Origin of the sequence: Prosthecobacter sp. SYSU 5D2, assembly GCF_039655865.1 — a bacterium.
In the GTDB taxonomy this organism is placed as follows: Bacteria; Verrucomicrobiota; Verrucomicrobiia; order Verrucomicrobiales; family Verrucomicrobiaceae; genus Prosthecobacter.
In genome coordinates, this window is sequence record NZ_JBBYXL010000007.1 from 108,363 (window position 1) to 135,245 (window position 26,883).

A 26,883-nucleotide genomic window follows, 5' to 3' on the forward strand; every position below is an offset into this window, starting at 1 on the left:
CGCGAGCCTGTTTTCCGCAGAACACATACCGGCCTACGGATGGCAGGGAGGCCGTTACTTCCTGACGTAGAGGAGGAGCCGGTCGTGGACAAGGAGGGCGAGGTCGAGCCGGCCATCGCCATTGAGGTCAATGGCGGTGTAGTCGTGAGGCTCGCTGACGAGACCGGTTTTGCCACGATACTGAGGGTCGGTTTCGAAGACGCGGAAGTAGAGGGCGCTGGTCCAGGTGTGGGGCATTTGGGGATCGGCCTGGAGGATCTCAAGCACGCGGCTTTTACCGGAATCCACCAGCATGAGGTCATCGGTGCCGGCATTGGTGAAGGGAGCGATGAGGAGGTCGGTGGCGGAGGTGTCCTTCAGCTCGCTGTCCAGGGTAGTTATGGTCTCCAGCTTGAGGGCGCGGCCATGGAGCGGGGTGATTTCAAAGCTGGTTTTGGAGATGAGGAGGAGGCCGACGTCCTGGCCGGTGGTGATGAGATGGGTTTCATCCGGAGTGAGGCTGGACAGTGCGTGGGTATGGCTGGCTCGATAGACGGCATCGCTGCCAGGGGTCATCTCATACAATTTGCCATTGGCCGTATCCGCCAGGAGGACGGTGGGGCGGTCCTGCCCGGGAAGGCTGATGACGGAGCTGATCTGGGCGGTGGAATCGGGCGCGTTGAACTGCTCCACCGTCACAGCCTTGCCATCCGTCCCGATGCGGAAGGCGCGGGCGATCTGGTCCCGGGCGATGATGATCTCCGGCTTGCCATCGCCATCCAGATCGGCGGTGCTGAAGGCGGTGGGGGCAAGCTTGTTGAGTAAATTGTCCGGGAGGCCTTCGGCACGCTTGAAGGGGGTTTTGGCATCCTTCTGACTGAGCAGAAGCTGCATGGAGGCGATGGGTGAAAAGACGGCGAGATCCCCCAGGCCGTCCTGGTTGGCATCGACAATGCGCAGGCCGTTGGGCTTGATGGGCGAGCTCGGAAGTTCCTGGGCAGTGGGGACGAATTTTTTCTCTGCGGCATTCCAGCGCAGGGACAGGAGGCTGATCTTGCTTTTGACCTCGGTGAGGGCCAGCACCGCAGGCTGGGCTGCCTCCCCCACGCGTCCAGTTTGGAGAGTGAGCAGGGTGTCCGGGGTCTGATGGATGACCTCCGGATAAGTGAGACGGTTTTTCCGCCAGCGGGACAGGCCAATGCTTTTTTCCGCCGGGCTGAGGATGAGAAGCTCGGCTTTGCCATCGGCATCCACATCAGCGATGTCAAGACCGTCAATACCGCTGAGAGCGGGAAACTCACGTCCCTCCGCAAAGGTGCCGCCTGGACGGCCGGCGAAGAACCAGAGGCGGGCGTTTTTGGGTTCGGCAAGGACGACATCCTGGATGCCGTCACCATTCAGGTCGCCATAGGCAGTGGCCCCTCCTTTGCTGCCGGTGGAGGGCATGGCGTGGCGGATGGTGGCGGCGCGGTCGGAATCCGGCTCGGTGGCGGCGGTGGTGAGACGGGAGATTTCCACCATGCCTGTGTCCTTGCGGATCCAGGCGAGACCGGTTTCTTTACCCAGACGGACAGGATGGACCCAGCAGCGGCTTTCCGGCATTTCCAGACGCCACTCTTCCCCAAAACTGGTGCCGCTTTTTTGCAGGCGGACCCAGAGGGCATCCGCATCTGGTGCGGTATAAAACAGGTCCGTTTTGCCATCGCCATTCAGATCCCCAAAACGGAGCCCCCCACAACCGCTCTCGCCCAGAACGTAGGTTTTGGGTTCGCTCCAGGTGCCTGGAGAATCTTGCAGCCAGAGCATGAGCCGGGTCTCCGTGAGGAGGGCGAGATCATGGCGACCGTCACCGTTGAGATCCACCGCGAGGAGGACATCGGAATCATCGGCGGTGGAATCGAGGACAAACTCCTTTTTCTGGCTCCAGTCGCCGGGCTTGCCCTGGGTGCGCAGCACGAGCTTGTCCTGGTCCGTCGTGTAGGCGATGTCCGGGCGGCCGTCGCCATTCCAGTCCCCCACAGCCAATGACCAGGCGCTGTGTCCGATGACGAGGGGTTCTTTTTTGAGGCGGGAAATTTCCAGCACGGGATTCCAGCGGTCCGTGCGGGACATGCGCTCCGGCTGGCCGGGCTGCGGGCCGTCCTTGCGCTGAAGCAGGAACTCAATACGGGCACGGTCCTGGTTGAGGAGGACAAGGTCTTGCAAGCCGTCTCCATTAAAATCACCGGCGCGCGGGCTGGAGGTGTTCCAGTCCAGCTTGAGGACCTCCGGGCCGTCAAAATAGAGGCCGGAGGGCTCCGCAGCCTGAACGCTGAGGGCGGCGAGGAGAAGGAGGCGGAGCATAATGGAGGGAATCAAGGAGAGGCACGCTCTTGCGAGCGCGGCTACATCAAGGAGCTGCGACAGGGGTGGTGACGCTGCGGTAATGGATGGCATCTGCCGGGCTGTAATAACCGCTGATGCTGGTACCGAAGTAACGCTTCCACATGTCATCAGACGGGGTGGCGTTGGGGTCGAACCATTCTTGGGCCTCGTCTTCTGCAGCATCCTCGGTGATGCCGGATCCAGGACCTTTGCCTTTGCCCTTTTTGGTCTTGGATTTTTTCTTGGTCTTCTTGGCAGCCTGGTCCTGGACCATACCCATGGCATCCACAATGACCTTCATCATCTTACCGCCATCGGCGATGCCGAGGCCGGAATAACCTGCAGGCAGCCGGCCAATGAGGTCCTGGACACGGTCATTTTCCCAAATGCTGGGACCGACAGGCTCCTTCATGCGCGCGAGGATTTTTTTCAGCAGCGCCTGGGGTCCGGTGCTGAAAAGGAAATAGTCATCCGTGAGGCAGAAGGCCAGCTCAGTGCCACCTGGCTGGGCATTGGCGGACTTCATGACATTGATCTGCGAGCCCATGTATTCAATCTCCTCAAAGGCGGCAAAACCGCCACCGGCAAAGCGCTTCACGCCCTCCAGAGCACCGCCGAAACGCTCGCGGTCCTTGACCTTGAAAGCGAGCACCTGGCTCTGCTTGTCCAGAGTACCGTCTGTGACCTCAACGTATTCGCTGTCGAGGCTGGCAAAGAAGTCATCGCGGAGGTTGATGCCGGCCTGGGCTTCGGCACCGCCAAGCTGCATGGTGGCCATGGCGGCGATGGGGCCGAGCTTGTTGATCATGCCAAGGAGGTTGTCCCAAAGGTCCACCATGCTGTAGCGCATAACACTGCCGCTGAGCACGCCGGCGGGGATGAATGCAGGCAGGTTGACCTCTCCATCAGTGCCGCGCATGAGGTTGACCAGACCTGCGGGCTTCTCAGGATGCAGCACGGCCATTTCCATGCGGGACTGCTCATCGGTGATGTCCAGGACGAGGGCGAGGGACTGCAACTCCTCCACCCCCAGGGCGGCGATGATGGAATCCGGGGTGACGGGCATGGCGCTTTCTGAGCTGGAAGCGGCGGCCTTGGCGGCGGCAACTGCCCATTCTATGAGGATCTCGCCATTCATATAAACGAGAACATCGGTGTGGCCCCCGGTGAGCGCAGCCAGGCGCACCAAGTGGCTGTTGACCACTTCCGAGCCTTCGCCAGAGCCGCTTTTCAGGGCGGTGATGAGATAGGCCATGTCTTTCAGAGACGGAGCCTCAATGAGGGTGCCATCCACAAAAGCGTAGCCGTCCGCCCAGCCTTCTTCGGCATCATCTGCCGCCGCGAGGATGTGGATCGTGACACCGGAGACATCCTGCGTGCGCAGTTTCAGCGTGTCGTCCTCCTTGATGGCAGCCTCCACATCGCGGGATTTCATTTCCTCCAGCTCTTTCTCCCGGCCTGTGGCATCGCTGAGGGAGCAAAGGGGTGGTTTTTCACCGGTGAAATCTTCAGGGCCATCACCCATAAAAAAGGCCATGCTGGCACCGGGGTAGCGGGAGAGGGTATCACGGAGGCCTTCGCCGCCATTTTCTTTAAAAGCCTTGTCCCAGGGGGCCTCGCCATCCTGCATCATCGGGGCGGTCCATTTTTTAAACTCCTCGTCCTCCATGAGCTTGGCGAAGCTGCTTTTGTCCCAGTCGGCGATGAGCTCGGGGACATCTTTGATGGCGATGACGCCGACGGTGTTGTTGGGAAGGAGCTTGAACCAGTCGTCCAGCTTGTCCGCACGGGCGGTAAAGGTGCAGGCCAGGCTGAGCAAGGCAAAAAGGGTGTGGAAAGGGGGGCGTCTCATGACTGGGGGTCTTGGGGTTTAGGAGATTTGGCAGAGGCTGGGGCCGGGGGACTGAGGTAACGGAAGCCGCTGTTGGGATTGCGCGGGTCGAAAGCAAAAGCATCCCGGTTTTTCAGGAATTGTTTCAGCAAGTTGGCAGGAATGGAAAAGCCGAGGCCCTCCACGCCCACACCGGCGAGCTTCATGTTATTAACGCCCACCACCTCCCCCCGGGCATTGAAAAGGGGGCCGCCGGAATTGCCTGGATTGATCTGGGTGGTGCTCTGGATGGACCAGGCACCGCGGGTCTCGCGTGCGCGCACACTGACGATGCCCTGGGAAACGGAACGCTCCAGCCCCAGGGGGCTGCCGATGGCAAAAACCGGCTGGCCCTGCGTGAGCAGATCCGAATCGCCCAGCGGCACAAAGGACAGCTTTTTTGCGGCAACATCATCAATTTGCAGGATGGCGAGATCCAGGAAACCGTTCATGGCGATGATGCGGATCTTGGGGAACACTTGCTTTTCCAGGCCGCCATTTTTCTCGCGATAGACGACCACGGAAATTTCGCGCTCTCCGGCGATGACGTGCTGGTTGGTGACAACGTGGCCGAGGCGGTTGATGATGAAGCCGGAGCCAAGGCCGGAAGAGGTCTGGATCTGCACGACGGCTTCACCGACTCTCAGGACATTTTTATCCATGGGCAGAGGCTCCCTGCCAGGCTCGACAAAATACATGTCCTCTCCCTGGACGACGCTGGCGGCGGCCTGCTTCTGCGGACCGGTGACTTCCTGGGCGGCGATCTCCTGCCGGGGGACGTTCAAGACGGTAAAACCGAGGTCCAGCATGAGGACGTCATCCCGCTCGCGCAGGATCTCTCCCTGCACCTGGGCACCGTTTTTGAGAGTGACCTTGACGGGCGGGGCTGCAAAAATGGCGCTGCCTGCAACGCTGATAAAGAGCGCTCCCCAAATACCCCTGGTCCTTTTTATGATCACGGGTCGGGAGGTTAGCGAGAGGCAGGCGGGATACGAGGATTTTGTGTAGAAAAACGCGTTTATTGGGGTCCGGGTCCCAGATGCGTGCCAAATTTCACCGCCTTCGTCAGCCGAATACCGCTTCTTCGATTCTCCTTTGCAGGGCGTCCAGAATTTCCCGGTCCTTGAGCTTCCGTCCATTTTCATCCTGGACATAAATGGAGTCAATGGCGACGCCCTTTTCCGTGCCGATGCGGGCATGGGTGACGTTGTGGCCCATGTTGCCGATGGCCATGAAGACGTCATACAAAAGCCCCAGACGGTCCACGACCTGAAGCTCGATGATCGTCTGGTCCGGTGACAGCTCGTTGTTGATGTAAACTCGCTGAGGAATCTCAGCCATCACCTCGTCATAACCGGGGAGGGATTTGCGGGTTTTGGCTATGGCCTGACCAAAGTCAAACTTCTGGGCCAGGAAGGCCTGCCTGACGGAGGCCTCCACCCGCTGGCGGGCCGTCTTGCTGGTCACGGCGGCGAAGTTGGTGTTGCAGACCCGGAAGATATCCAGAACGACGTTATCCCCGCGCTGGTAGAGGTCCGCACTGAGGATGTTGATGCTTTCCGCCGAGAGGGCACCAGAAATGCGGGCGAGGAGAAGATGGCGGTCCCAGCAGGTGACGGTGAGTTCGCTATAACCCTGCTCGACATGGTCGGTCCAGGTCATGACGGAAAGCAGGCCGGCTTCGGCCTCCTCCTTCATCAACTGGGTGAAGAACTGCCGGAACTGGCGGATGTGCTCGGCGATCTGGGCCGTCTCGCGGAAGTTGAAATAACTGCGCGGCATGTACTGGAAGTGGGCGCTGATTTCCAGATCAAAATCGGGGCCAAGTTCTTTGACCACCTCGGCTCGCACTTTATCCATGGGCACGGCGGCGCGGCGCATGAAGTCCGCCGGGGCATCCATGAACTGGAGGGTGTTGTGATATAGCTGGCGGATGGACGCCTCCTTGTACCCGGACCAGCTCGCCTCGCTGGTGCCTTTGGAATCCGCATAGGTCATGACCAAGAGGGCGTCCAAATATTCCTTGGTGCGGACGATGCGGGAGAATTCGCCAATGACCTTGGGGTCATCCAGATTAGTGGTGGTGGCCGTGCGGTACATCAGCAGGTGGTTGTCCACCAGGAACAGAAGCATCTTGCGCCGCTCGCCTTTGATCTGGAGTCGGCGGCAGACGGCATCGGCCATGAGGGTGCTTTCCGCATCGTGCGCCTTGGCATTGGCAGCGCGGCCTGCATCATGAAGAAGCAGCGCCAGGTAAAGGATGGAAGGCTGGTTTACCTCATGGAAGAGGGTCTGGTAAAGGCTGAGCCCGGCTTTGGGCGGACCGCTGAGCTCATCCAGCATGTCAAGCGTGCGCAGCGTATGCTCATCTGCGGTGTAGCGGTGGAAGAACTCATGCTGGACCAGGCAGGTCAGAGCACCAAACTCCGGCATGTAACGCCCCAAAAAACCCACGCGGTGCATCTGGCGCATCACGCGGGCCACATCTCCCTTGTTGGAAAGGATGGCCTCAAAAGTCTCGCGGATGCCTTTGTTATACCGGAAGCTGGCGTTCACCAGGCGGAAACTTTCCTGGACGATCTGGAAAAGCTCCGGACTGAGCCGCAAATGGCGCTTCTGCGTGTGCAGGAAGAGGCGCATGAGCCGTGATGGATCATCTTTGAAAAGCGTTTTTTCTTCGGCATAGAGGCGCTCGTTTCTGGCGATGAAACCATCGAATTTATCTGCCCGCTTTTGCGCCGTCTTGCGCCGCACCATGAAACTGAGCAGGCCTTTGCGGGTGCTTTCATCATCCAGCGCCTGGAGGTGAAACCGGTCCATAACCTCGCTGCTGCGCTGCAGGATGTCGCGGGTGGCGGTATAATACTCGCGCATGAAGGCCTCGATCCGGCGGAGGATGCGCTTGTGGCGGTAGCCCAGATTGGTGGCGACGAAGCCCTGGAGGCGGAGGGTGAGGATGTCGCTAGCGCGTTTCTCCGTGTAGTGCATTTCATTGCGCGTGCGCAGGATGAAATCATAGGCCTGCTCCAGCTCCCGCCAGCCTGCGGGGGTCATGAGCTCTTTTTTGACCAAGTCATGAGGATTCAGCGTGCCCAGCTTGGCATAGGTCATCCAGATGAGATTCTGGTAATCTCGCAGGCCTCCGCAGCCATTTTTCACATTGGGTTCCTGCACGCAGTTGGTGCCACCGTATTTGCCATGGCGGGAGGCCAGATCCTCCTGGCGCAGCTTGAGAAACTCCGCCTCGCGGCCTTCCATGCACTCCTTGTTAAAACGCTCCCGGAATTCCTTGATGGCATCCTCCTTGCCGCAGAGGAAACGGGCTTCCATAAGGGCGGTTTTCGTCTCCATGCTCTCATTGGCCAGCTTCAGACAGTCCCCAACGCTGCGGGTGCCATGGCCGACCTTGAGTTTCATGTCGTAAAAGTAGAGCAGGAAATCGCCGATGAGCTTGGCCACGTCGGTGGAGACGCTGGAGCTGTTCCCCGGCAGCATGAAGGTGAGGTCCACATCACTGCCCGGGCTCATGACCTGGCGGCCATAACCTCCATGGGCGACGACGCTGAGGTTCAGCTTCTTCCTAAATGCCGGCTCCAGCGTGGCTAGGCACTCCTGCCACAGGAGACGGACAATGTAATCCGTGACATCCGAGCGCATGCGGCAGATCTCCACACCGCCGGCACCCGCGCGGTGCCGCTGCTTGATGCGCTGCTCCTTGAGGCGCAGGAAGCGTTTGCAGAGCTTGAGGGTCTCCGTGCGTCCGCGAGGCAGGGGCACGTCCTTTCCAAACACTTTTTGGCCTGCCGCCTCGAGACGGCGTTGATACTCCTGTTCAGTCATGAAGGGGAAAGGGCAGGTCGGCAGTCGAGCTTAAAATGTCAGCAATGAATGGATCGGCCCCCGGCCCTCCAGCTTTTCCCGACCGCAAAGGAAGGCCAGTTCAATGAAAAATACGGAACCGAGCAGTTCTGCCCCGGATTCGCGAATCAGCTCCAAAGCCGCGCCAGCGGTGCCGCCGGTGGCCAGCAGGTCATCCGCGAGCACCACGCGCTCCCCGGGGGCCAGGGCATCCAGGTGTATTTCCACACTGTTGGTGCCATATTCCAGGCTGTAATCCACCCCGCGTGTTTTCCAGGGCAGCTTGCCTTTTTTACGCACCGGTACAAAGCCCGCCCCCAGCGCCTGGGCCAGCATGGCACCGAAGATGAATCCGCGTGCGTCAATGCCTACAACTTTGTCCACCTGCTGCCCGGCAAAAACCTCCGCCATACCGCTGATTGCGGATTTTAAGAGTTCCGCATCCGCCAGTACCGGGGTGATGTCCTTGAAAAGGATTCCGGGCTGCGGAAAATCCGGCACATCCCGGATGGTGGTGCGAAGGCGTTCAAGGGAGTCGGGAGACATACCGGGCCAGTGTGCCGGGCCACCGCGCCGATGCAAGGGCGAAGGCGGGAGAGTTCAGGCCTTTACATACGCCCAGGTAAACAGCAACGGCACCCGTGTATAAAAAAGGGCTTCCCCTTTGCGATGATCCTGTGTTCCCAAATCCACGGGGGAAAGCTCCCCCTCTGGTCCGATGGCGTATCCGACCAGGATGTGGTTTTTCCAGCGTACGGCATCGTAATATACCTTTAAGAGAACGGGCTTTTCAAAGGAGCTGACACCCTCCGCTGCAATCCGGAAAACTGTCTCTGCCGCCACGCCGGATCTCAGGGAAAGCGTACCGGCATTGACTGAAAGGGTGATCCTGGTCTCCCGCGCCAAGCTGCCAGACGGCACGGTGAGGACCAGCCCCTCCCCGGCCGTGGCGGGCAGCGGCAACCGGGCCTGGATGACGGTGCCAGCCGGACCTGCGCGCCCTGTCACCAGGACCGTTTCCGGGCCAGATTGATAGATCACAGGCTTGGCCATACGGCGGGGGGGGCTGTCAGGCGGAGCAGCATCACACACGGCTCCACTGGCGGCCAGAGCCAGACAGGCGCCACCCCATCTCCAGGCGGATGTCATGAACATCGAAGGGTACATTTAACGTGGCAGATGCCGGCCCGCCTCCTTGATGGCAGCCTGCTGCTCCAGCGATGGGACGGGGACGACGATGTCCGGAATGCCCCGCGCGCTCATCCGCACACGGGCGATGCCCAGGGCCTCAGAGGTTTCCACCGGAGTGACGGTGCAGACATCGGCCCAGTCAGCGCCAGTGCTCAAAGGGCCGTTATTGCTGCTGTTGTCATACGCCAGGACGCCAGTGTAAGTGAAGGTCTGAGCACGGGGCGTGCCTTCATAGAGAAGCACAGTGACCGTCCAGCGGGTGGGAAGGGTGGTGGTTCCACCGCGGCCGTGATCACTATAATAATGGGTGCGCACCTGGTAGGGCTGGCCCCAACGTACTGTATCGCTGGTGTCCAGGGTCCAGTGTTCAGGGCCGAAGCCATTGGTATCGTCGTAATCGAGTTCGCCTCCGTCGGCGGTTACTTTGTTGTAATAGGCTGAATAGTCCCCCTGCGGGTCAATCACATACAGATCCAGGTCCGTATCGTCTGTGTTCCATGAAAGCGTGACCAATATAGCGGCCGAGTTTTCGTAAAGCAGCTCAAATGGAAGAAGCTGGGTATTGGGCACATCAACCAGCTGATCATCCCCGTTGTACCCTTTGGTCCTGAAGGTGAGACGATTGGAGCCGCTGACGAGACTGATGGGAACGGAGAAAAAGCCGGTGGACGAGACGTCCGTTTCAAAGGTGGTGGTGCCGTTTAAAACCATCTCCAGACGGGCCACCAGCATCTGCCCGCTGAGGATCTGGCCGGACACGACGACGGTACGGTCAGTAACGGTGGCGCCATCGCTATGGCTGGTGATGTTGATCTGGGCCGCCGCGTTACCACCAAAGCCGTTTTCTGCATCCCGGTAGATCTCACGCAGAGGCTCCTTTTGGAAGCTGCCGTCACCGATGAGACAAACCCCTGCATAGTCGCCATAGGTCAGGCTGCCCAAAGCGCCGACTTCTGCGGAGGGTTCCTGACCTGGCAGGTTGGGGTCATTGATTTTCAGGTGCCTGGAGTTGTTATGGTCCGTCGCCAGGACGGCATGGGCTCCGTTGTGGCTGGCCGCACTGTAAAGGTAAAGGATGGTAGGACGGGCGGTATTTTCGAGGACATTTTTGATGGCAGCGTACTTCTCGGCTCCGCCGAGGTTCTGACGTTGCTGAATGCCGGGAACGTATTCATTCCAGACCCGGCTCATGGAGGTGTGGGCGCGTGTGGCAATGACCTGCTGGGCGATGACGCTGACACGAGGAGGCGGCAGGGGCAGATTCTCCATGTATCTGTCAAACAGGCCGCCGCCGGCATTTGTGTAATGCCACTGCGCGAAAGCGGCCATCCCAAAACATTCGCCGCCGGGATTGTAAACGGAACTGACATTGACCACCTGAAAGCCATCTCGCGAGCCCAGGAAATCTGTGGCACCAGCAAACTCTCCCACTCCGGCAAACTGCTCATAGATCCAGGTGAAAAAGGATGCATGAAAGGTCTCGAAGGTCATGGTGTCCGCATTGCGGTCAATGGAGATGATCTGGCAGACCTGCAAAAACCCGTTTTCATCAATGTAATAGGGGACGGGTATCAGGCTGTCATCGTCCTCAATGGGAACGGTGATTTGCAGAGGCTCGTTAAAATCTGTCGCCCCATCTGTCTTGATATTGATGGTATGGCCTGGATAGCGGCCTGAATTTGGCACCAGTGTCATGCTGTTGCGCGCCAGGGAAAAAGTACTCGGGGACGGGATCGCCCCGGCCGGCACCACCACCCTGAGTCCGGCCAGCGGCCCGGTTTCAACCTCAAGAGTGTTGCCGGCATTGGGATCAACTGGCTCCGAATCCAAGACCGTGTCCGTGCCGGCGATGCCACGGGCAGGTGCTGCGCCCAGATCTCCCGGCCCCTTGCCCTTCAGGCCTGCCCGGGTCAGCGTGCGAGGCACTTTGTCCTTGGGAGTGACCGTGCGGGTGTTGGCCTTTCCCTTCATGGGGATGGAAGAATACATGCCGTTCATCGGTCCCATGATGACCAGGCAGGACAGAGACGTTGAAATCTCCCCCTTGGGATATCCGGAAAAGCCGTCCGCCCGGAGGAAGGGATGCGCATCTGCCTGTCCGGAGCGGGTGGCGCCCCGGACCGAGACAGTCAGCGTCTTTTTGTTCCATGAGACGGTGAGTGTGCGGGTGCTGACCGGCTTTCCTTTTTCATTGAGCACCTTGTCCACAAATCTGGCCCTCTTTTTTCCTGGGGCGAACTTGGGATCATCTCCAAGGAGATAATGCAGTTCCAGTTTACCGAGGGTGAAATCCACATGGGTCTTTTCATCTGCCTGGGAGAGGTCCGTCTCTCCCAGTTTCATGACAGCTCTCGCGGAATAGGTGGATGCGCTGCTGACGTAATAAACCTTGGCGTTGTCCACTTTCACAAAGGCGATTTTTTCTGAGTAGTTTTCACCTGCGGTGATGGTATGATCAGGCTTGGGAGCGGCGGCATCCGCCACGACCGGGCTGAACATCCAGGCCAGACCTGTCAGGCCCGCAGCGGCAAGGTTTAGACATGACGCTCTGAGCGGGCGATACATCCAAATCGAGAATACTGATGGTTTCATAATATAATAAGGCATTAGCCCAGGCGATATTTTGATGTTACCAAATTGGTAACAGATTAAATGCCTGATTACTAGCTTTACCGGAAGAGGTTGGAAAAGTTTCTCCGATTCTTTGAACGCTATTGCTTCTTTAATCTTCTGCCTCAGAATTTTTATTATTAATTTCTTAATCTTTGCGGAAACGATGCTTTTTATTGATTTTATAAACTTTGCAGGGTGGCTTTAGCTGTCCCTTGACTGTGCACCCTACCTGATCTGCGCTGACCAATGGAGACCAGAACTTTCACACGCGCCTTGCCCCCGGCCGTTCGTATGTTATGCTCTCCACCCACAAAACTCTGCACATGGGCAAAACACTCTTCGAAAAAGTCTGGGAATCACACGTCGTCGGAACTCTCGCCAACGGACAGACGCAGCTTCTCATTGATACGCACCTTGTGCACGAAGTGACCAGCCCGCAGGCTTTCGGCATGCTGCGCGATCTGAATCTGAAAGTGGCCTACCCGCACCGCACCTTCGCGACGGTGGATCACATCGTGCCGACAGACAGCCAGGTTTCCCCTTTTTCCGACCCCCTCGCCGAGGCGATGATCCAGGAGCTGAACAAGAACGCCAAGGAATTTGGCGTGACGTATTTCAGCCTGGCCAGCGGCAAGCAGGGCATCGTCCACGTGGTGGGGCCTGAGCAGGGCATCACCCAGCCAGGAACGACCATCGCCTGCGGTGACTCCCACACGGCGACACACGGTGCCTTTGGTGCCATCGCCTTCGGCATCGGCACGACACAAGTGCGGGACATTCTTGCCACACAAACGATGGCGCTGGGCAAAATGAAGGTCCGCCGCATCAATGTGGACGGCAAGCTGCGCCCAGGCGTGTATTCCAAGGACGTGGCCCTGCACATCATCCGCCTGCTGGGCGCTGGTGGTGGGGTCGGCTATGCCTATGAATACGGTGGCAATGTCTTTGACGAGTTCACGATGGAAGAGCGCATGACCGTCTGCAACATGAGCATCGAAGGCGGTGCCCGCTGCGGGTATGTGAATCCGGATGATACGACTTTTGAATACCTCAAAGGCCGCCCATATTCCCCGAAAGGCGATGAGTGGGAGTCCACGGTGGCCAAATGGCGCCTGACCGCTTCTGATGCTGATGCCAAGTATGATGACATCGTCAACATCCGCGCGGAAGACGTTCCTCCGACGGTGACCTGGGGCACCAGCCCCGACCAGGCCATCTCCGTGACGGAAAACATTCCCACGGCGGAAAGCGCCACGACCGAGCCTGCACGCATCTCCATCCAGGATGCCCTGGACTACATGAAGCTTTCTGGCGGCGAACCGATCAAGGGAACGAAGATTGATGTGGCTTTCATCGGCTCCTGCACCAACGGCCGTCTGAGCGACTTCCGCGAAGTGGCCAAGTTCATCAAGGGCAAGAAAGTGGCGGCGAATGTGAAAGCCATTGCTGTTCCAGGATCGCAGATCGTGGATGCCATGGCACGCCAGGAAGGTCTGGACAAGGTGTTCTCTGAGGCTGGCTTCGAATGGCGTGGCGCAGGCTGCTCCATGTGCCTGGCGATGAACCCTGACAAGCTCATCGGTGACCAGCTTTGTGCTTCCTCCAGCAACCGCAACTTCAAGGGCCGCCAGGGCAGCAGCACTGGGCGTACCGTTTTGATGTCTCCTGTGATGGTGGCTGCGGCGGCTCTCACCGGCAGCATCGCCGATGCACGCGAGGTGTTCTCCATCGCGGGCTGAGTTTAAAGTTTATTGACCCGTCGTATTCCTGCCAGCCAGGGGTACGACGGGTCTTTTTTGTATCGGTTTCCGATCCATACGCGGGGAAAGAAAAGGGCGGGTGGAGGGGTATTTTTCATCCTCATGTCCAGCCACCCGACCCCACACCGCCGCGAATTTTTGCAAACCACCGGACTGAGCCTGCTCAGCCTGCCGGTGCTGTCCCAATGGAGCACGGGCACAACGATGGCCGCAGAGGCAGCCAAGTCGGTGACAGCAGAGGCAGCGCTGCCGCCGCTGAACCGCTTTCCGCGCATGATGCAGGAATGGCTGGTGGACCAGGTGCGTGAGACAGAGACGCGTGGCAATGCCCGGCGTGAGGCGCTGAAAACGAAGGCGGATGCGGAGGCCTATGTGAAGTCTGTACAGGAGCGCATCCGCCAGAGTTTCGGCCCGATGCCGGAAGAGACGCCGCTGAATGCAAAGATCACCAGCACGGTGGAGCGGGATGCCTATCGCATTGAGAACATCGTTTTTGAAAGCCGTCCAGGGTATCTGGTGACAGGGAACCTGTACCTGCCCAAAGGCCGCAGCGGCAAGATGCCAGCGACGGTCGGGGTGTGCGGGCATTCGGTGAACGGCAAGGCGGCGGAGGCCTACCAGAGCTTTGCCCAGGGGCTGGCGCGGCAGGGGCACATCTGTTTCATCATAGATCCCGTGGGGCAGGGCGAGCGGTTTCAGTATCTCAAAGAAGGCAGCCTGAAATCCCGCCTGGGCGGAGGCGTTTCCGAACACATCCAGATGGGCAACAACCAGACGCTGGTGGGGGAGTTTCTCGGTTCTTGGTTTGCCTGGGATGGCATTCGCGCACTGGATTATCTGCTGACGCGCGACGAGGTGGACCCGGCGCATCTGGGCGTGACGGGCAACTCCGGCGGCGGCACGCAGACCACCTGGCTGTGCGGGCTGGAGCCGCGCTTCACCATGGGCGCTCCGTCTTGTTTTATCACCACCTTCCGCCGCAATGTGGAGAACGAACTGCCTGCGGATACGGAGCAGTGCCCGCCGCAAGCCCTGGCGCTGGATCTGGACCACTCCGACTTCCTGGCCGCGATGGCCCCCAAGCCGGTCATCATCATGGCCCAGGAGAAAGACTTCTTCGATGCCCGCGGCTCTGCTGAAGCTTATGAACGGCTCAAGAGGTTATACACTTTGTTAGGCAAGCCGGAGAACATCCAGCTGCACATAGGGCCGGATCCGCATGGGTATTCGCAGTCGAACCGGGAGGCGATGTACCGCTTTTTCAACAAGGTGACCGGGGCCTCCGATGCGCAGACGGAACCGGCGTTGACCATCGAAAAAGACGAGGTGCTTCATTGCGCACCCAAGGGGCAGGTGGTGGAGCTGCAATCCCGCACGCTGATGTCCTTTACCCAGGAAAAAGCGGAGACTTTAGCCAAGGCCCGGAAGTCATTGAAAGGCGAGGCTTTGAAAGCGGCGGTTAAGGACGTACTTCGGTTGCCGGAACTGCCAGCCACGGCCCCGGACTACGGCATCCTGCGCAGTGCAGGGACGCGAAAGTATCCGGCCAAGGCGTATTGCGTCTATACGGTGGAGACGGAGCCGGGCGTCCAGGCACTGGTGACGCGTATCCAGGAGGAGTCTCTGACATCGCGGATGCCCGGCTCAGCCATGAAGGCGGTGCTGTATGTCTCGCATCGCTCAGCCGATGCAGAGCTGCGGGATGAGGCGCTTGTGCAGACGCTCATTCAGGAGAATCCTGAGGCGGCCTTTTATACCTGCGATGTGCGCGGCATTGGCGAATCCCAGCCGAACACCTGCGGATCGAACCAGTTTCTGCGACCTTATGGCAGTCAGTATTTTTATGCGGCGCATGGCCTGATGTTGAACCGTCCTTTGTTAGGCCAGCGGGTCTTTGATGTCCTGCGGGTCATCCAGGCGCTGCGTGCGGCGGGGCATGAGGAAGTGCATCTGGCCGGACGTGGCTGGGGCGCACTGCCAGCGGCCTTTGCGGCGCTGCTGACTGTGGATGTAAAGCAGGTGACGCTGAAGAATGCGCTGTCCTCCTATCATGAAGTGGCCACGAACCCTGAATACCAGTGGCCGTATGCCGTGATGCTGCCGAATGTGCTGGCGCATTTTGACCTGCCGGACTGCTATGCGGCGCTGGCCGGGAAGAAGCTGCAAAACCTGGAGCCATGGGGCGCAGAAGATGGCATGATGGAATGAAGCTCATTATCGCAATTTAATTGCGTTTAATGCAATTGGGCTGCATTTCCTCGGAATGCAGGTCACGATTCTCTCAGGCTTTCTTGGTTCGGGCAAAACGACACTTCTGCGGCGGCTGCTGCGGGAACAGAGCGGCGTACGCGTGGGGGTCATCGTGAATGACATGGCGGGGCTGGAGGTGGACGGGGATCTGGTGCGGGGAGGGCACCGGGTCTCGGAGGCGGCGGGCACTTTGATCAGCCTGCATTCAGGCTCCATGAGCGGAGACCGGCGGGAGGCGTTTGCCCAGGTGCTGGATGCGTGGCAGGACAAGGAGCTGGAACATCTCATCATCGAAACCTCCGGCAGCACGCACCCCTGGGCCTTGATCGAGGAGATCATCCAACGCCCGGCCTACCGGTTGTGCACCTTTGCCACCCTGGTGGATGTGCGGGCGTTTGTGGAGGACTATGGAGCGGGAAAGAGGCTCTTTGAGCTGCTGATCGCCAATGAGGAAAAGGGAATCCGCAGCACGGCCAACCTGCTGGCGGAGCAGATCCAGATGGCCAGCATGATCCTGCTGACGAAGATGGACCGGGTGAAGGAGGATGACCTGTCGTTTGTGCTCAAATGCCTGCGTCTGCTGAATCCCGACGCGGAGGTCCAGGCCGTGATGCATGGCCAGATTTCTCCGCAAAAGCTCATGGGAGCGGGGGATTATGACCTCCAGCGTGCACGCGCCGTATCGGCAACCTGGCGGCAGGAAGACCTGCACAGCCTGGGGGACACGGCGGGCTACAACATCGTGAGCACGGTGATCTGCGATGCCAGGCCCTTTCACCCGCAGCGGCTCTGGCAGCAGTTTCAAACCCGCCTGGGGCTGGGCATTCACCGCAGCAAAGGGTTTGTCTGGATGGCCTCCCGGGATGAGCAGGTGCTGCTGTGGAACCAGGCGGCGGGCGGCATAGACCTGGAACTGCTGGCCTACTGGAAGGCGGCGCTAGTGAAAGACCCGCTGGGCAAACTGCATCCCGAAGAAAAGGCGGAGCTGGCCCGTCAGGTGAAGTTGGCGCATCCCCGGTTTGGCGACCGTCTGAATGAATTGACGGTCATCGGCACGATGCAGGAGAGCGAGGTATTTGTGCGGGAGCTGCAGGACTGCTTTTGCACGGAGAAGGAGATCCACCAGTGGGAAAATGGCGGGACGTTTGAGGACCCCTGGCCGAAGGAGCTGAGGCATGTCGCGTGAATGCAATCAATGACACGCTTTTTGTTATTCCGCACCAGGGGAGTGCTTCTTCACCAGCTCAGAACCCTTTTCGACAATGCGCTGGCGCAGCAGCTCCAGGCAGGCTTTCCAGGCGGATTTGCTGACGGGCACATAGCGCTCGCTGCCATCGGGGAAGAGCCGGGTTTCGAAGATGTTGCTGGGCTGCTGGATGATTTCATCATAGAGCCCGTGGATGAAAAAGGTGCGGGCATCGGCACCATCCGGCCACGGGCTGGGATGGCCTGCGGCTTCCTGGATGGCGGCATCCAGGGCACTGAGGATTTCGATTGGATTGAGGGTGATTTTCAGCGGTTTGCCGCTGTCGAGGTAGTCGGCAATGACGACCTGCAGCTTGCTGACGACAGCCTGGATCTGCTTGAGGTCCGGTTTGTCCTCCCCCTGGATAAGACGCTCCAGCTCACGCTCATTCTGGATGGATTTGCCAACCGGTTCAGGCAAGCCGGCGGCATGGCGCACCTGGACCTGGCGCGGCGGCAGGGCGCTGTTTTCGGAGCCGGAAGAGCTGGAGGAAGAGTCACTCATGCAGAGTGCTTTTTCAACCAACGACGTGCCCGGGGCAAGTCTGGATCCGCCTTGGAAAGGGTGTGAATCATGAAAGCGCTGGACGGAGAACAAATACTTTAGATCACTGGCCGTCCACCTTTGCCGGAAACCGAATGCCTCCTGAAGGGAAATGAAAAAACACAAAAAGATGTGGGTGGGGTGCGCTGAATCCTGGCATTTTTGGTGGGGCTGGGCATGATTGGCGTTTTAGCCTTTCCTTTCTTCTTTTCCTTATGAGCCACCCTTCTAAACCGCATCACTCGGAGAGTGATGAACACTGTGCTGAACGCAAAACACCGGAACAGTTGCGCTCTTGGCGCTGGTATGGGCGGGATGAACTGCGGTCGTTTGGCCATCGCTCGCGGGCGAAGCAGTCGGGGTGGGGGGCGGAGGATTATGTGGGGAAACCGGTGATCGGTATTTTGAATACCTGGTCGGAACAGAACTCCTGCCACATGCACCTGAAGCTGACGGCGGACGGGGTGCGGCGGGGCATCCTGCAGGCGGGGGGGCATCCGATGGAGATCCCGGTGCTGTCTGCGGGGGAGATGCTGACGAAACCGACAGCGATGTTTCACCGCAACCTGCTGGCGATGGAGACGGAGGAGGTACTGCGAGGGAATCCGCTGGACGGGGCGGTGCTGCTGGGCGGCTGTGACAAGTCCACGCCGGGACTATTAATGGGTGCCTTCAGCATGGACATCCCGGTGATCTACATGCCCTGCGGACCGATGATCAAAGGCAACTGGCGGGGCGAGACGCTGGGGTCCGGCAGTGATGTGTGGAAGTATTGGGATGAGAAACGCGCAGGCAATCTGAGCTGGGAGCAGTGGTGCGAGATCGAGGACGGGATCGCCCGCAGTCCGGGGCACTGCATGACGATGGGAACGGCCTCTACCCTGACGGCGCTGGCGGAGACGCTGGGACTGGTGATCCCAGGGGCATCTTCCGTGCCGGCGGTGGATGCGGCGCATGTGCGGCTGGCGGCAGTAGCGGGGCGGCAGATCGTGGAGAATGCGTGGAATGACCTGCGGCCCTCGAAGATCGTCACGGAGCGTTCCTTTGAAAATGCCATAGCGGTGGACATGGCGCTGGGGGGCAGTACAAACGCGATCGTCCACCTGGTGGCGATGGCGGGGCGGCTGGGCATCAAGCTGCCCTTGGAGAAGTTCGACGAGATCAGCCGGCGCATCCCGCTGCTGGCGAACATGCGGCCGGCGGGCAAGTATCTGATGGATGAATTTTACGTGGCGGGTGGTCTGCGGGCCCTGCTGAACGGGATGAGGGAGCTTCTGCACATGGATGTGCTGACCATCACGGGCAAGACCCTGGGCGAGAATGTGGCGGGCTGCGAGATCTATCAGCCGGATGTGATCCGCACGCCTGCGGACCCGATCCAGCCGGACGGCGGCACGGCGATCCTGCGGGGCAACCTGTGCCCGGACGGAGCGGTGATCAAACATGCGGCGGCGACACCGGAGCTGTGCCAGCACACGGGCCCGGCGCTGGTCTTCGACAGCTATCCGGAGATGAAGGCGCAGATTGACAACCTGGACCTGGACGTGACGAAGGACACGGTTTTGATCCTGCGCAATGCGGGGCCGGTGGGTGCACCGGGCATGCCGGAATGGGGACAACTCCCGATCCCGAAGAAGCTGATCCTGCAGGGCATCCGCGACATGGTGCGGCTGTCCGACTGCCGGATGAGCGGGACGAGCTACGGGGCCTGCGCGCTCCACATTGCTCCGGAAAGCGCCGTGGGCGGGCCGCTGGCGCTGGTGAAGAACGGAGACCTCATCGAGCTGGATGTGCCTAACCGGAAGTTGCACCTGCATGTGAGTGACGAGGAGCTGGCGAAACGGCGGGCGGAATGGAAACCGGCACCGCAGCGGTATCATCGCGGGTATGCGAAGCTGTTCGTGGACCACGTGACCCAGGCGAACGAGGGAGCGGATTTTGACTTCCTGCAGCATCATCCGGAAGGGGTGCCGGAGCCGGAGATTTATTGAGGGTGATGAAGACGGGGAGGATGAAGGTTTTGAACAAGGTTAAGATGAAGAGAGGGGGCAGCCAGGCTCTTCATCCTTATCTTGTTCGTGACCTTCATCTGGCTCGCCTCAGACGATCACCAGGACGATGGCGCTCATCATCAGGAGGGCACCGGCCAGACGCCAGCGGAGCACAGAAGGGCCGAGGTTCTGCTCGAGATTGGCGAACCAATGGCCGACCATCCAGACGAGAAGGACGCTGAGCAGGCCGCGTGAGGCATACACGATGTTCGCAGAGGTGGCTTTGCCATAGACGGCAAGGGTGCTGACGAAGAGGATGCTCTGCGTGCCCAGCAGGACGGAGCCGCCCGTGAGCCATCCCCAGGCCGGCCGGGGAATGGCGCTGAGAGGGGCTGAAAAACGGAAGACGAGGCCACAGGAAAACAACGCATTAATCCAAAAGATGCAGGGCAAAAGCCGCCCCATGCCCCAGTGCGGCCCCCACTTTTGCACCAGGACGTCAAAGATGGCAAAGCACACGGCCCCGGTGCCGCCGGCAATGAGGGTAATGGCCAGCCCGCGCGGTCTTTTTCCCTGGTCCTTCTTGTTCAGAAAGGCGATACCCAGGACGCTCAGAAACGCTGCGCCCCAGAGTTTCAGGCCCACGGCATCGCCAATGATAAAAGGGGTGAGGAAGGCCACAATGATGACCTTTAAACCAAATACCGGAACTGCCACGGACACATCCCCCTTTTCCAGGGCAATGAACTGGCAAATCTGCCCGACGAAGAGGCACATGGCGATGACACCTGGCTGCCACAGGAGATCGCGGTCCACCGGCGGGCCGCCAAAGAGCCAAAGGATGGAAAACAGGCCCGCGACGATGAAATTGGCCACAAAAGTGGTGCGCCAAAGGCCGACACCCAGCTCGCTGGACCGCTTTAGCACCAACGCCCCGAAGGCATAAAAAAGCGCGGCAATGAGCGGATAAACTAGCGTGGCGAGAGTTGGAGGCACGGGATGTGATAACACGGACGCACGCTACGCTCAAGGTGCCAAGAAGGCCTGTCCTCATACTATTGAGGCGCGAGTGTCCGTCCTTGCGCGGGGGGCATCCCGCCGTTTCATGGGCCATGCGTTTGATTATCGCCCTCTGTCTGCTGGCCGCGCCCGTGATCGCCCAGGATCTGGAGCGCTGGGTTTATCTGGACAACGGTCAGGTGCGCTTGGGGGCCAACCTCAGCGCCGGGGCTTGCATCGGGTGGTTCTCTTCGTCAGGCTCCAAGAACAACCTTTTGAATGCCTACGATGTGGGCCGCTACCTCCAGCAGTCCTATTATGGCGACACTGACGGCAGCGACTGGAACGGCAAACCGTGGCGGTATAACCCGGTGCAGGGCGGAAGCTGGCGCAATGAACCCGCCCAGGTGGTGGAAAGCCGCGAGGAAAAGGACCAGCTCTACGCCAAAATCCACCCGCGCCATTGGGCCACAGGAGAGCTGCTGAAGGAGGTGTCCATGGAGCAATGGCTGCGCCTGGAGGGAAAACTGGCCCGGCTCAAGTTCAAGATGACCTATTCAGGCGAGAAACAGCACCGGCCCTATCACCAGGAGCTGCCCGCCCTGTTTGTGAAATCCGTATTGGATACCCTGGTTTTCGTGGGAGAGGACGGCAGTCTCCAGCGAAAGCAGCCCGGTTTTCCCAATGAGCTCTTCCGCCTGGGGCCAAAACCCTGGGCCGCCTGGGTGGATGCCCAGGATTCCGGCCTGGGGCTCTATGTGCCGCATGCCGAGGAACTGACCAGCTACCGCGTGCGCAACGGAAACGTCGGCGACTGCTCCTACTGCGCACCCATTCGCACCTTCGCGCTCAAACCGGGACTGGTTTTTGAATACGAGGCTGTGCTGATGATTGGGCGTTTGGAGGAGATACGGGTGGTTTTTGAGAAGCTGCGGGCAGAGGAATCTTAACGTTCGAAGTATCGCTTTTAAGCGGAATCTTTGACTTCACTCAGCCACCAATCCCCACATAAATGCGGTACGCAGAACCCTGAATCACTCAATCATCTTCGGCATCTCCGGGCAGAGTTTCGACACCTTCACTGCGACTGCCGGAGCATCCTTGAGGAAAAAAATCATCCGGCCTTTTTTATCGCAGATCCAGACTTCCTTGGCTCCAGCTTCGAAGTATAGCCGTCGCTTTTCCTCGATCTCTCCTCGGGTGTTCGCAGGGGAAATGACTTCCACGCAGATCTCCGGTGCGGCGGACAGGGCGGTGCGGCCACCAATTTTGAGCAGGCGCTTTTTGGATACCCAGGACACATCAGCCACCTTCACACCGTCGGAGGTGGAGATGGGGCATTCGACGTTCACCTTTCCTTCAGGCAATAATTTTGCCAGCCAGGTGCCGATATCAAACTGCCTGCCGCCATGTGAATATTCCGCATAATGATACATGATCGTCCTCCCGAAGCGGTCGGTTTCCACCCGGCCTTGCAGTTTGCGCACGTCCTCATCACGGGCCAGCTCATCCCAACGGTCCAGATTGAAGGCCGTCTGGTCCTTGATCGTGGGGAGGTTTAAAAGCGCACTCATGACTTCCGGCTCAAAAAATGCCACAATCCGGGCCTTCCGGCAACACATCTTCATCCTCCGCCCTTTACAGCGCGTCTGCTCTGTGCAAGATGCCGCGCTTTCCCGGCTGCCGCCGCAAAAGATGAGCGGTCCTGGAACCGCCGCCTCCACCTGTGGCAGCCCTGAAAGCCTCCAACTCACGCTTTCTTCCTCAAATTCGTCATTCGTCCTTCGGATTTCGTCATTTTTCCCCTCCATGCCCAAAGATCCCTCCATCAAACGCATCCTCGTCATCGGTTCCGGCCCCATCGTCATCGGCCAGGGCTGTGAGTTCGACTATTCCGGCGTCCAGGCCTGCAAGGCCCTGCGCGAGGAGGGCTACGAGGTGGTCTTGATTAATTCCAACCCGGCCACCATCATGACCGATCCGGAATTTGCCTTCCGGACCTACATTGAGCCGATCACTCCAGAGATCGTGGAGAAGATCATCATCAAGGAAAAGCCGGACGTGCTGCTGCCTACCCTGGGCGGCCAGACCGCGCTGAATACGGCCATGTCTCTGCACCACTCCGGCGTGCTGGAGAAACACGGCGTGCGCATGATCGGCGCGAAGCCGGATGCCATCGAGAAGGGCGAGGACCGCCTCAAGTTTAAAAACGCCATGCTCGGCATCGGGCTGGACCTGCCGCAGTCCGGCGTGGCCCACACCATTGAAGAAGCCCGCGTCATTGCTGAGGAGATCGGCACCATGCCCCTCATCATCCGTCCGGCTTATACCCTGGGGGGCACCGGCGGCGGCATTGCGTATAACAAGGAAGAATTCGAAACCATCACCGCCCGCGGCCTGGATCTCTCCCCCGTCAGTGAAGTGCTCATCGAAGAGTCCCTCCTGGGCTGGAAGGAATTCGAAATGGAAGTGATGCGGGACAAGGCGGACAACTGCGTCATCATCTGCTCCATCGAAAACCTGGATCCCATGGGCGTGCATACTGGCGACAGCATCACCGTGGCCCCCATCCAGACGCTGACGGATCGCGAATACCAGATCATGCGCGATGCCTCCTTTGCCTGCATCCGCGAGATCGGTGTGGAGACGGGCGGGTCGAACATCCAGTTCGCCGTGCATCCGGACACCGGGCGCATGATCGTCATCGAGATGAATCCGCGTGTGTCGCGCTCCTCCGCACTCGCCTCCAAGGCCACCGGATACCCCATTGCCAAGATCGCCGCCAAACTCGCTGTTGGTTATACCCTGGACGAGCTGAAAAACGATATCACCCGCGAGACCCCGGCCTCCTTTGAGCCGACCATTGACTACGTCGTCACCAAGATCCCGCGTTTCACCTTCGAAAAATTCCCCGGTGCCGATACCACCCTCACCACCCAGATGAAGTCCGTGGGCGAGGCCATGGCCATTGGCCGCACCTTCAAGGAATCCATGCAGAAGGCCCTGCGCAGCCTGGAAATCAAACGCTTCGGATTGATCGGCGACGGTGCCGATGTGGAAGTGGACGAAGAGACCCTGACCACCAAACTCACCGTCCCCAATGCCGAGCGCATCTTCTTCCTCGGCCAGGCCTTTGCCATCGGTTGGGATGTGGAGAAGGTCTTTGAGCTGACGAAGATTGACCGGTGGTTCTTGAGGCAGCTTGAGGAGATTGTGAAGGAGCAGAAGCTCATTCCTCATCATGCTGAACCCTTGACCGAGGAGTCATTCAAGCTAGCCGCTTCCATGAAGGATGGAAATGCGGAGCAAGCCCAGTGGAGGAAATACAAAAAGCTTGGTTTCTCGGACCGTCAGATCGCAATCGCGATGAATCTTTCCGAACCCGACATCCGTCGTTTGAGGAAAGCAAACCGTGTCCTCCCCACTTACCGCCTCGTGGACACCTGTGCGGCGGAGTTCGAGGCTTACACGCCTTACTATTACTCCACCTACGGCACCGAAGACGAAGTTCAGGACAATGACAAGCCCAAGGTCATCATCCTGGGTGGCGGGCCGAACCGCATCGGCCAGGGCATTGAGTTCGATTACTGCTGTGTGCATGCCTCCTTCGCCCTGCGTGAGCTGGGGTATGAGACCATCATGGTCAATTCCAACCCGGAGACCGTTTCCACCGACTACGACACCAGCGACAAGCTCTACTTTGAGCCGCTGACCCTGGAAGATGTGCTCAACATCTATGAGCGGGAAAACCGCAACGACAAGGTGCTCGGTGTCATCGTCCAGTTCGGTGGTCAGACGCCGCTGAACCTCGCCAAAGGCCTGGAAGAAAACGGCGTGCGCATCATCGGCACCAGCCCGAAAAACATCGAGCTGGCCGAAGACCGCAAGATGTTCGCCGCGCTCCTGGATGAGCTCGGTTTGCACCAGGCCCCCAGCGGCACCGCCACCTCCCTGGAGGAGGCTTTGGCCATCACCGCCCGCATCGGTTACCCCAGCCTCGTGCGCCCCAGCTTCGTGCTCGGCGGCCGCGCCATGCAGATCGTCTATAGCGATGCCGAGCTGACCCACTACATGAAGAACGCCGTCGAGGCCACGCCCGACCGCCCCGTGCTGGTGGACCGCTTCCTGGAAGACGCCACCGAGGTGGATGTGGACTGCATCAGCGATGGCGAGACCACCGTCATCGGCGCGATCATGGAGCACATCGAAGAGGCCGGCATCCACTCCGGCGACAGCGCCTGCGTCATCCCCCCCTTCAGCCTCACTGCCGAGATGCAGGCCCGCATCAGCGATGCCGCCAAAAAGCTGGCCAAAGCCCTCGGCGTGCGCGGCCTCATGAACATGCAGCTCGCCGTCAAAGGCGATGACCTGTATGTCATTGAGGTCAACCCGCGTGCCAGCCGCACCGCCCCCTTCGTCAGCAAAGCCATCGGCGTGCCGCTGCCCAAGCTCGCCGCCAAGATCATGGTCGGCAAGACCCTCAAGGAGCTCGGCTTCACCGAGGAAATCCGTCCGAAGCACTTCAGCGTCAAAGAAGCCGTCTTCCCCTTCAGCAAGTTCCAGGGCGTGGACATCGCCCTTGGGCCTGAGATGAAATCCACCGGCGAAGTCATGGGCATCGACATGGACATGGGCCTCGCCTTTGCCAAAAGCCAGATGGCCGCCGGCGGCACCCTGCCGACGAAAGGCAACGTCTTCATCAGCGTCAAAGAAACCGACCGCCCCAACGTCGCCCGCATCGCCAAAGGCTACGCCGACCTCGGCTTCACCCTCTACGCCACCGCCGGTACCGGCCAGGTCATTTCCGAAAGCGGCACTCCCGTTAACATCCTGCCCAAGCTCGCCAGCGGCCAGCGCCCCAACGTCATTGATCTCATGAAGAACAAGGACATGGCCCTCGTCATCAACACCCCCAGCGGCAAAAACCCCCGCGAAGACGAAATCAAAATCCGCACCGCCGCCATGCAAAACCGCATTCCGATCATGACGACGCTGCGCGGTGCCGATGCCGCCATGCGGGCGATTAAGTCACTCCAGGGGAGTGAGGTTCAGGTGAAGGCGTTGCAGGAGTATCATCAGTAGTCCAAGCGGTGCGAGAGGAGCGTGGGCACTCTTGCCCGCCTCTTTCATCGCGGCTTCGCTGCCTAGTTTTTCGATTCCGGAGAGGAGTCTCCGCGCTCCTCTCACAGCCTTCACAACCCTGCGCAAGTCCACCGTGCGGCCGGCGTTGAAGTGGGTTTCCTTAAACGCCGATGAAAACGCTCTTCCTCCTCGCTGCGGTCTTCCTGTTCACCTCGATCCCCGCACTGGCCGGAGTCGCTTGTGTGGAGAGCGCGGATCAGCTAGTCATCACGCGTGATGGACGGCAGGTGCTGAGTTACCAGAAGACCATCCAGGTTCCAGAGGGTGTGGGGCAGGAGTATGGGCGCAGCGGGTTCATTCATCCCATTTCCACACCGTCGGGCCGGGTCATCACGGATGGCTACCCGGTGCCGCATCATGCGCATCAGCATGGGCTGTTCTTTGCCTGGAAGAAGGCGACTTTTGAAGGCGAGACGCTGAACTTCTGGGAACCCGGCGCCGCCAAGATACGCCATGAAAAAGTGCTGGAAGTGATCAATGAAGAGTCGCTGGCCGGCTTCCGTATCGAGCTGGCCCATGTCAACGGTGACCGGACGATTTTGCGCGAGATATGGACGGTGAAAGTCCACGCGGAGACGGGTCACATTGACTTCACTTCGGAGCAGCGCTGCGTGGCGGACTCACCCCTCACGTTGGACAAGTTCCACTACGGCGGCATGGCGGTCCGCGGCTCACGCCAGTGGTTCCCGGACGCGCAAATCTCCGCAGGAAAAGGCGCGTTGAAAGACGAGTTCGTCGCCCCATGCGCGATCCTCACCAGCGAGGGCCTGACCCAGGCCAATGGCAATCACAGCCGCCCCCTCTGGGTGTGCATGAGCGGCCCCGTGGATGCAGCGCCTGTCTCGATCACCCTGATCCCGCATCCCACCAATTTCCGGCATCCCCAGCATGTGCGCCTGCATTCCGCGATGCCCTATTTCTGCTTCATCCCCACCGTGGAGGAACCGTTTCAAATCGATCCCGGCAAAACCTGGGTTTCCCGCTACCGCATCATCGCCGAAGACGGCGAGCCGGATGCAGCGAAGCTGAACGCCCTTCAGCGTACTTTTGCCGGTGAGGAGTAGAAGAAAAGAATTC

At 59.6% G+C, this 26,883-nt stretch carries 17 protein-coding genes; 7 read left to right on the forward strand and 10 right to left on the reverse strand.

All coding sequences use genetic code 11. The features are described 5' to 3' along the window. Positions 1-54: 54 nt before the first annotated feature. From WJU23_RS13235 to WJU23_RS13265, 7 genes are all read right to left on the reverse strand, one after another. Positions 55-2,322 (reverse strand): VCBS repeat-containing protein, encoded by a 2,268-nt coding sequence (locus tag WJU23_RS13235; RefSeq protein ID WP_346333059.1) that lies wholly within the window; start codon positions 2,320-2,322, stop codon positions 55-57. A 46-nt stretch (positions 2,323-2,368) separates the two neighbouring features. After that, complete coding sequence (locus WJU23_RS13240; protein ID WP_346333060.1) at positions 2,369-4,195, reverse strand: hypothetical protein; 1,827 nt, start codon at positions 4,193-4,195, stop codon at positions 2,369-2,371. Further along, positions 4,192-5,172, reverse strand: a complete 981-nt coding sequence (locus tag WJU23_RS13245; RefSeq protein WP_346333061.1) for a trypsin-like peptidase domain-containing protein — start codon at positions 5,170-5,172, stop codon at positions 4,192-4,194. The genes WJU23_RS13240 and WJU23_RS13245 overlap by 4 nt, the downstream gene beginning before the upstream one ends. A 106-nt stretch (positions 5,173-5,278) precedes the next feature. Continuing rightward, entirely contained in the window at positions 5,279-8,053 is a 2,775-nt protein-coding gene (gene glnD, locus WJU23_RS13250; RefSeq protein WP_346333062.1) for a [protein-PII] uridylyltransferase, read from the reverse strand. Between the two features lie 30 nt (positions 8,054-8,083). Further along, positions 8,084-8,617, reverse strand: a complete 534-nt coding sequence (locus WJU23_RS13255; protein WP_346333064.1) for an adenine phosphoribosyltransferase — start codon at positions 8,615-8,617, stop codon at positions 8,084-8,086. A gap of 54 nt (positions 8,618-8,671) precedes the next feature. After that, complete coding sequence (locus WJU23_RS13260) at positions 8,672-9,220, reverse strand: hypothetical protein (RefSeq protein ID WP_346333065.1); 549 nt, start codon at positions 9,218-9,220, stop codon at positions 8,672-8,674. Positions 9,221-9,238: 18 nt separating this feature from the next. After that, positions 9,239-11,827 carry a hypothetical protein gene (locus tag WJU23_RS13265; protein ID WP_346333066.1) on the reverse strand — a complete coding sequence of 863 codons (2,589 nt, stop codon included), beginning with the start codon at positions 11,825-11,827 and terminating at the stop codon, positions 9,239-9,241. Between the two features lie 371 nt (positions 11,828-12,198). On the opposite strand from WJU23_RS13265, the gene leuC reads away from it, so the two are divergent. From leuC to WJU23_RS13280, 3 genes are all read left to right on the forward strand, one after another. Then, positions 12,199-13,614 (forward strand): 3-isopropylmalate dehydratase large subunit, encoded by a 1,416-nt coding sequence (gene leuC / locus WJU23_RS13270; protein ID WP_346333309.1) that lies wholly within the window; start codon positions 12,199-12,201, stop codon positions 13,612-13,614. A 123-nt stretch (positions 13,615-13,737) separates the two neighbouring features. Continuing rightward, positions 13,738-15,843: an acetylxylan esterase gene (locus WJU23_RS13275; RefSeq protein WP_346333067.1), complete on the forward strand. Its 2,106-nt coding sequence runs from the start codon at positions 13,738-13,740 to the stop codon at positions 15,841-15,843. A 55-nt stretch (positions 15,844-15,898) separates the two neighbouring features. Beyond that, the gene (locus tag WJU23_RS13280; RefSeq protein ID WP_346333068.1) at positions 15,899-17,071 is read left to right on the forward strand and encodes a GTP-binding protein; all 1,173 of its coding nucleotides are present in this window, start codon (positions 15,899-15,901) and stop codon (positions 17,069-17,071) included. Positions 17,072-17,095: 24 nt separating this feature from the next. Here the strand turns inward: WJU23_RS13280 and WJU23_RS13285 are convergent, their stop codons facing one another. Next, positions 17,096-17,635, reverse strand: a complete 540-nt coding sequence (locus WJU23_RS13285; protein WP_346333069.1) for a hypothetical protein — start codon at positions 17,633-17,635, stop codon at positions 17,096-17,098. 254 nt (positions 17,636-17,889) lie between these two features. On the opposite strand from WJU23_RS13285, the gene araD reads away from it, so the two are divergent. Continuing rightward, a complete protein-coding gene (gene araD, locus WJU23_RS13290) occupies positions 17,890-19,665 on the forward strand; it encodes an L-arabinonate dehydratase (protein ID WP_346333070.1) in 1,776 nt (591 codons plus the stop codon). A 108-nt stretch (positions 19,666-19,773) separates the two neighbouring features. Here the strand turns inward: araD and WJU23_RS13295 are convergent, their stop codons facing one another. Then, on the reverse strand, positions 19,774-20,661 hold the full coding sequence (locus tag WJU23_RS13295; RefSeq protein WP_346333071.1) for a DMT family transporter: 888 nt from the start codon (positions 20,659-20,661) through the stop codon (positions 19,774-19,776). Positions 20,662-20,777: 116 nt separating this feature from the next. Here WJU23_RS13295 and WJU23_RS13300 point away from each other — a divergent pair, with 116 nt between their 5' ends. Further along, a complete protein-coding gene (locus WJU23_RS13300; protein ID WP_346333072.1) occupies positions 20,778-21,614 on the forward strand; it encodes a hypothetical protein in 837 nt (278 codons plus the stop codon). A gap of 84 nt (positions 21,615-21,698) precedes the next feature. On the opposite strand, the gene WJU23_RS13305 is transcribed toward WJU23_RS13300, so the two are convergent. Continuing rightward, on the reverse strand, positions 21,699-22,238 hold the full coding sequence (locus WJU23_RS13305; protein WP_346333073.1) for a Uma2 family endonuclease: 540 nt from the start codon (positions 22,236-22,238) through the stop codon (positions 21,699-21,701). A 235-nt stretch (positions 22,239-22,473) separates the two neighbouring features. Between WJU23_RS13305 and carB the strand changes: the two genes are divergently transcribed. Both carB and WJU23_RS13315 read left to right on the forward strand, forming a co-directional pair. Further along, positions 22,474-25,746: a carbamoyl-phosphate synthase large subunit gene (gene carB / locus WJU23_RS13310; protein WP_346333074.1), complete on the forward strand. Its 3,273-nt coding sequence runs from the start codon at positions 22,474-22,476 to the stop codon at positions 25,744-25,746. A gap of 170 nt (positions 25,747-25,916) precedes the next feature. Next, the gene (locus WJU23_RS13315) at positions 25,917-26,870 is read left to right on the forward strand and encodes a PmoA family protein (protein WP_346333075.1); all 954 of its coding nucleotides are present in this window, start codon (positions 25,917-25,919) and stop codon (positions 26,868-26,870) included. The last annotated feature ends 13 nt before the right edge of the window (positions 26,871-26,883 follow it).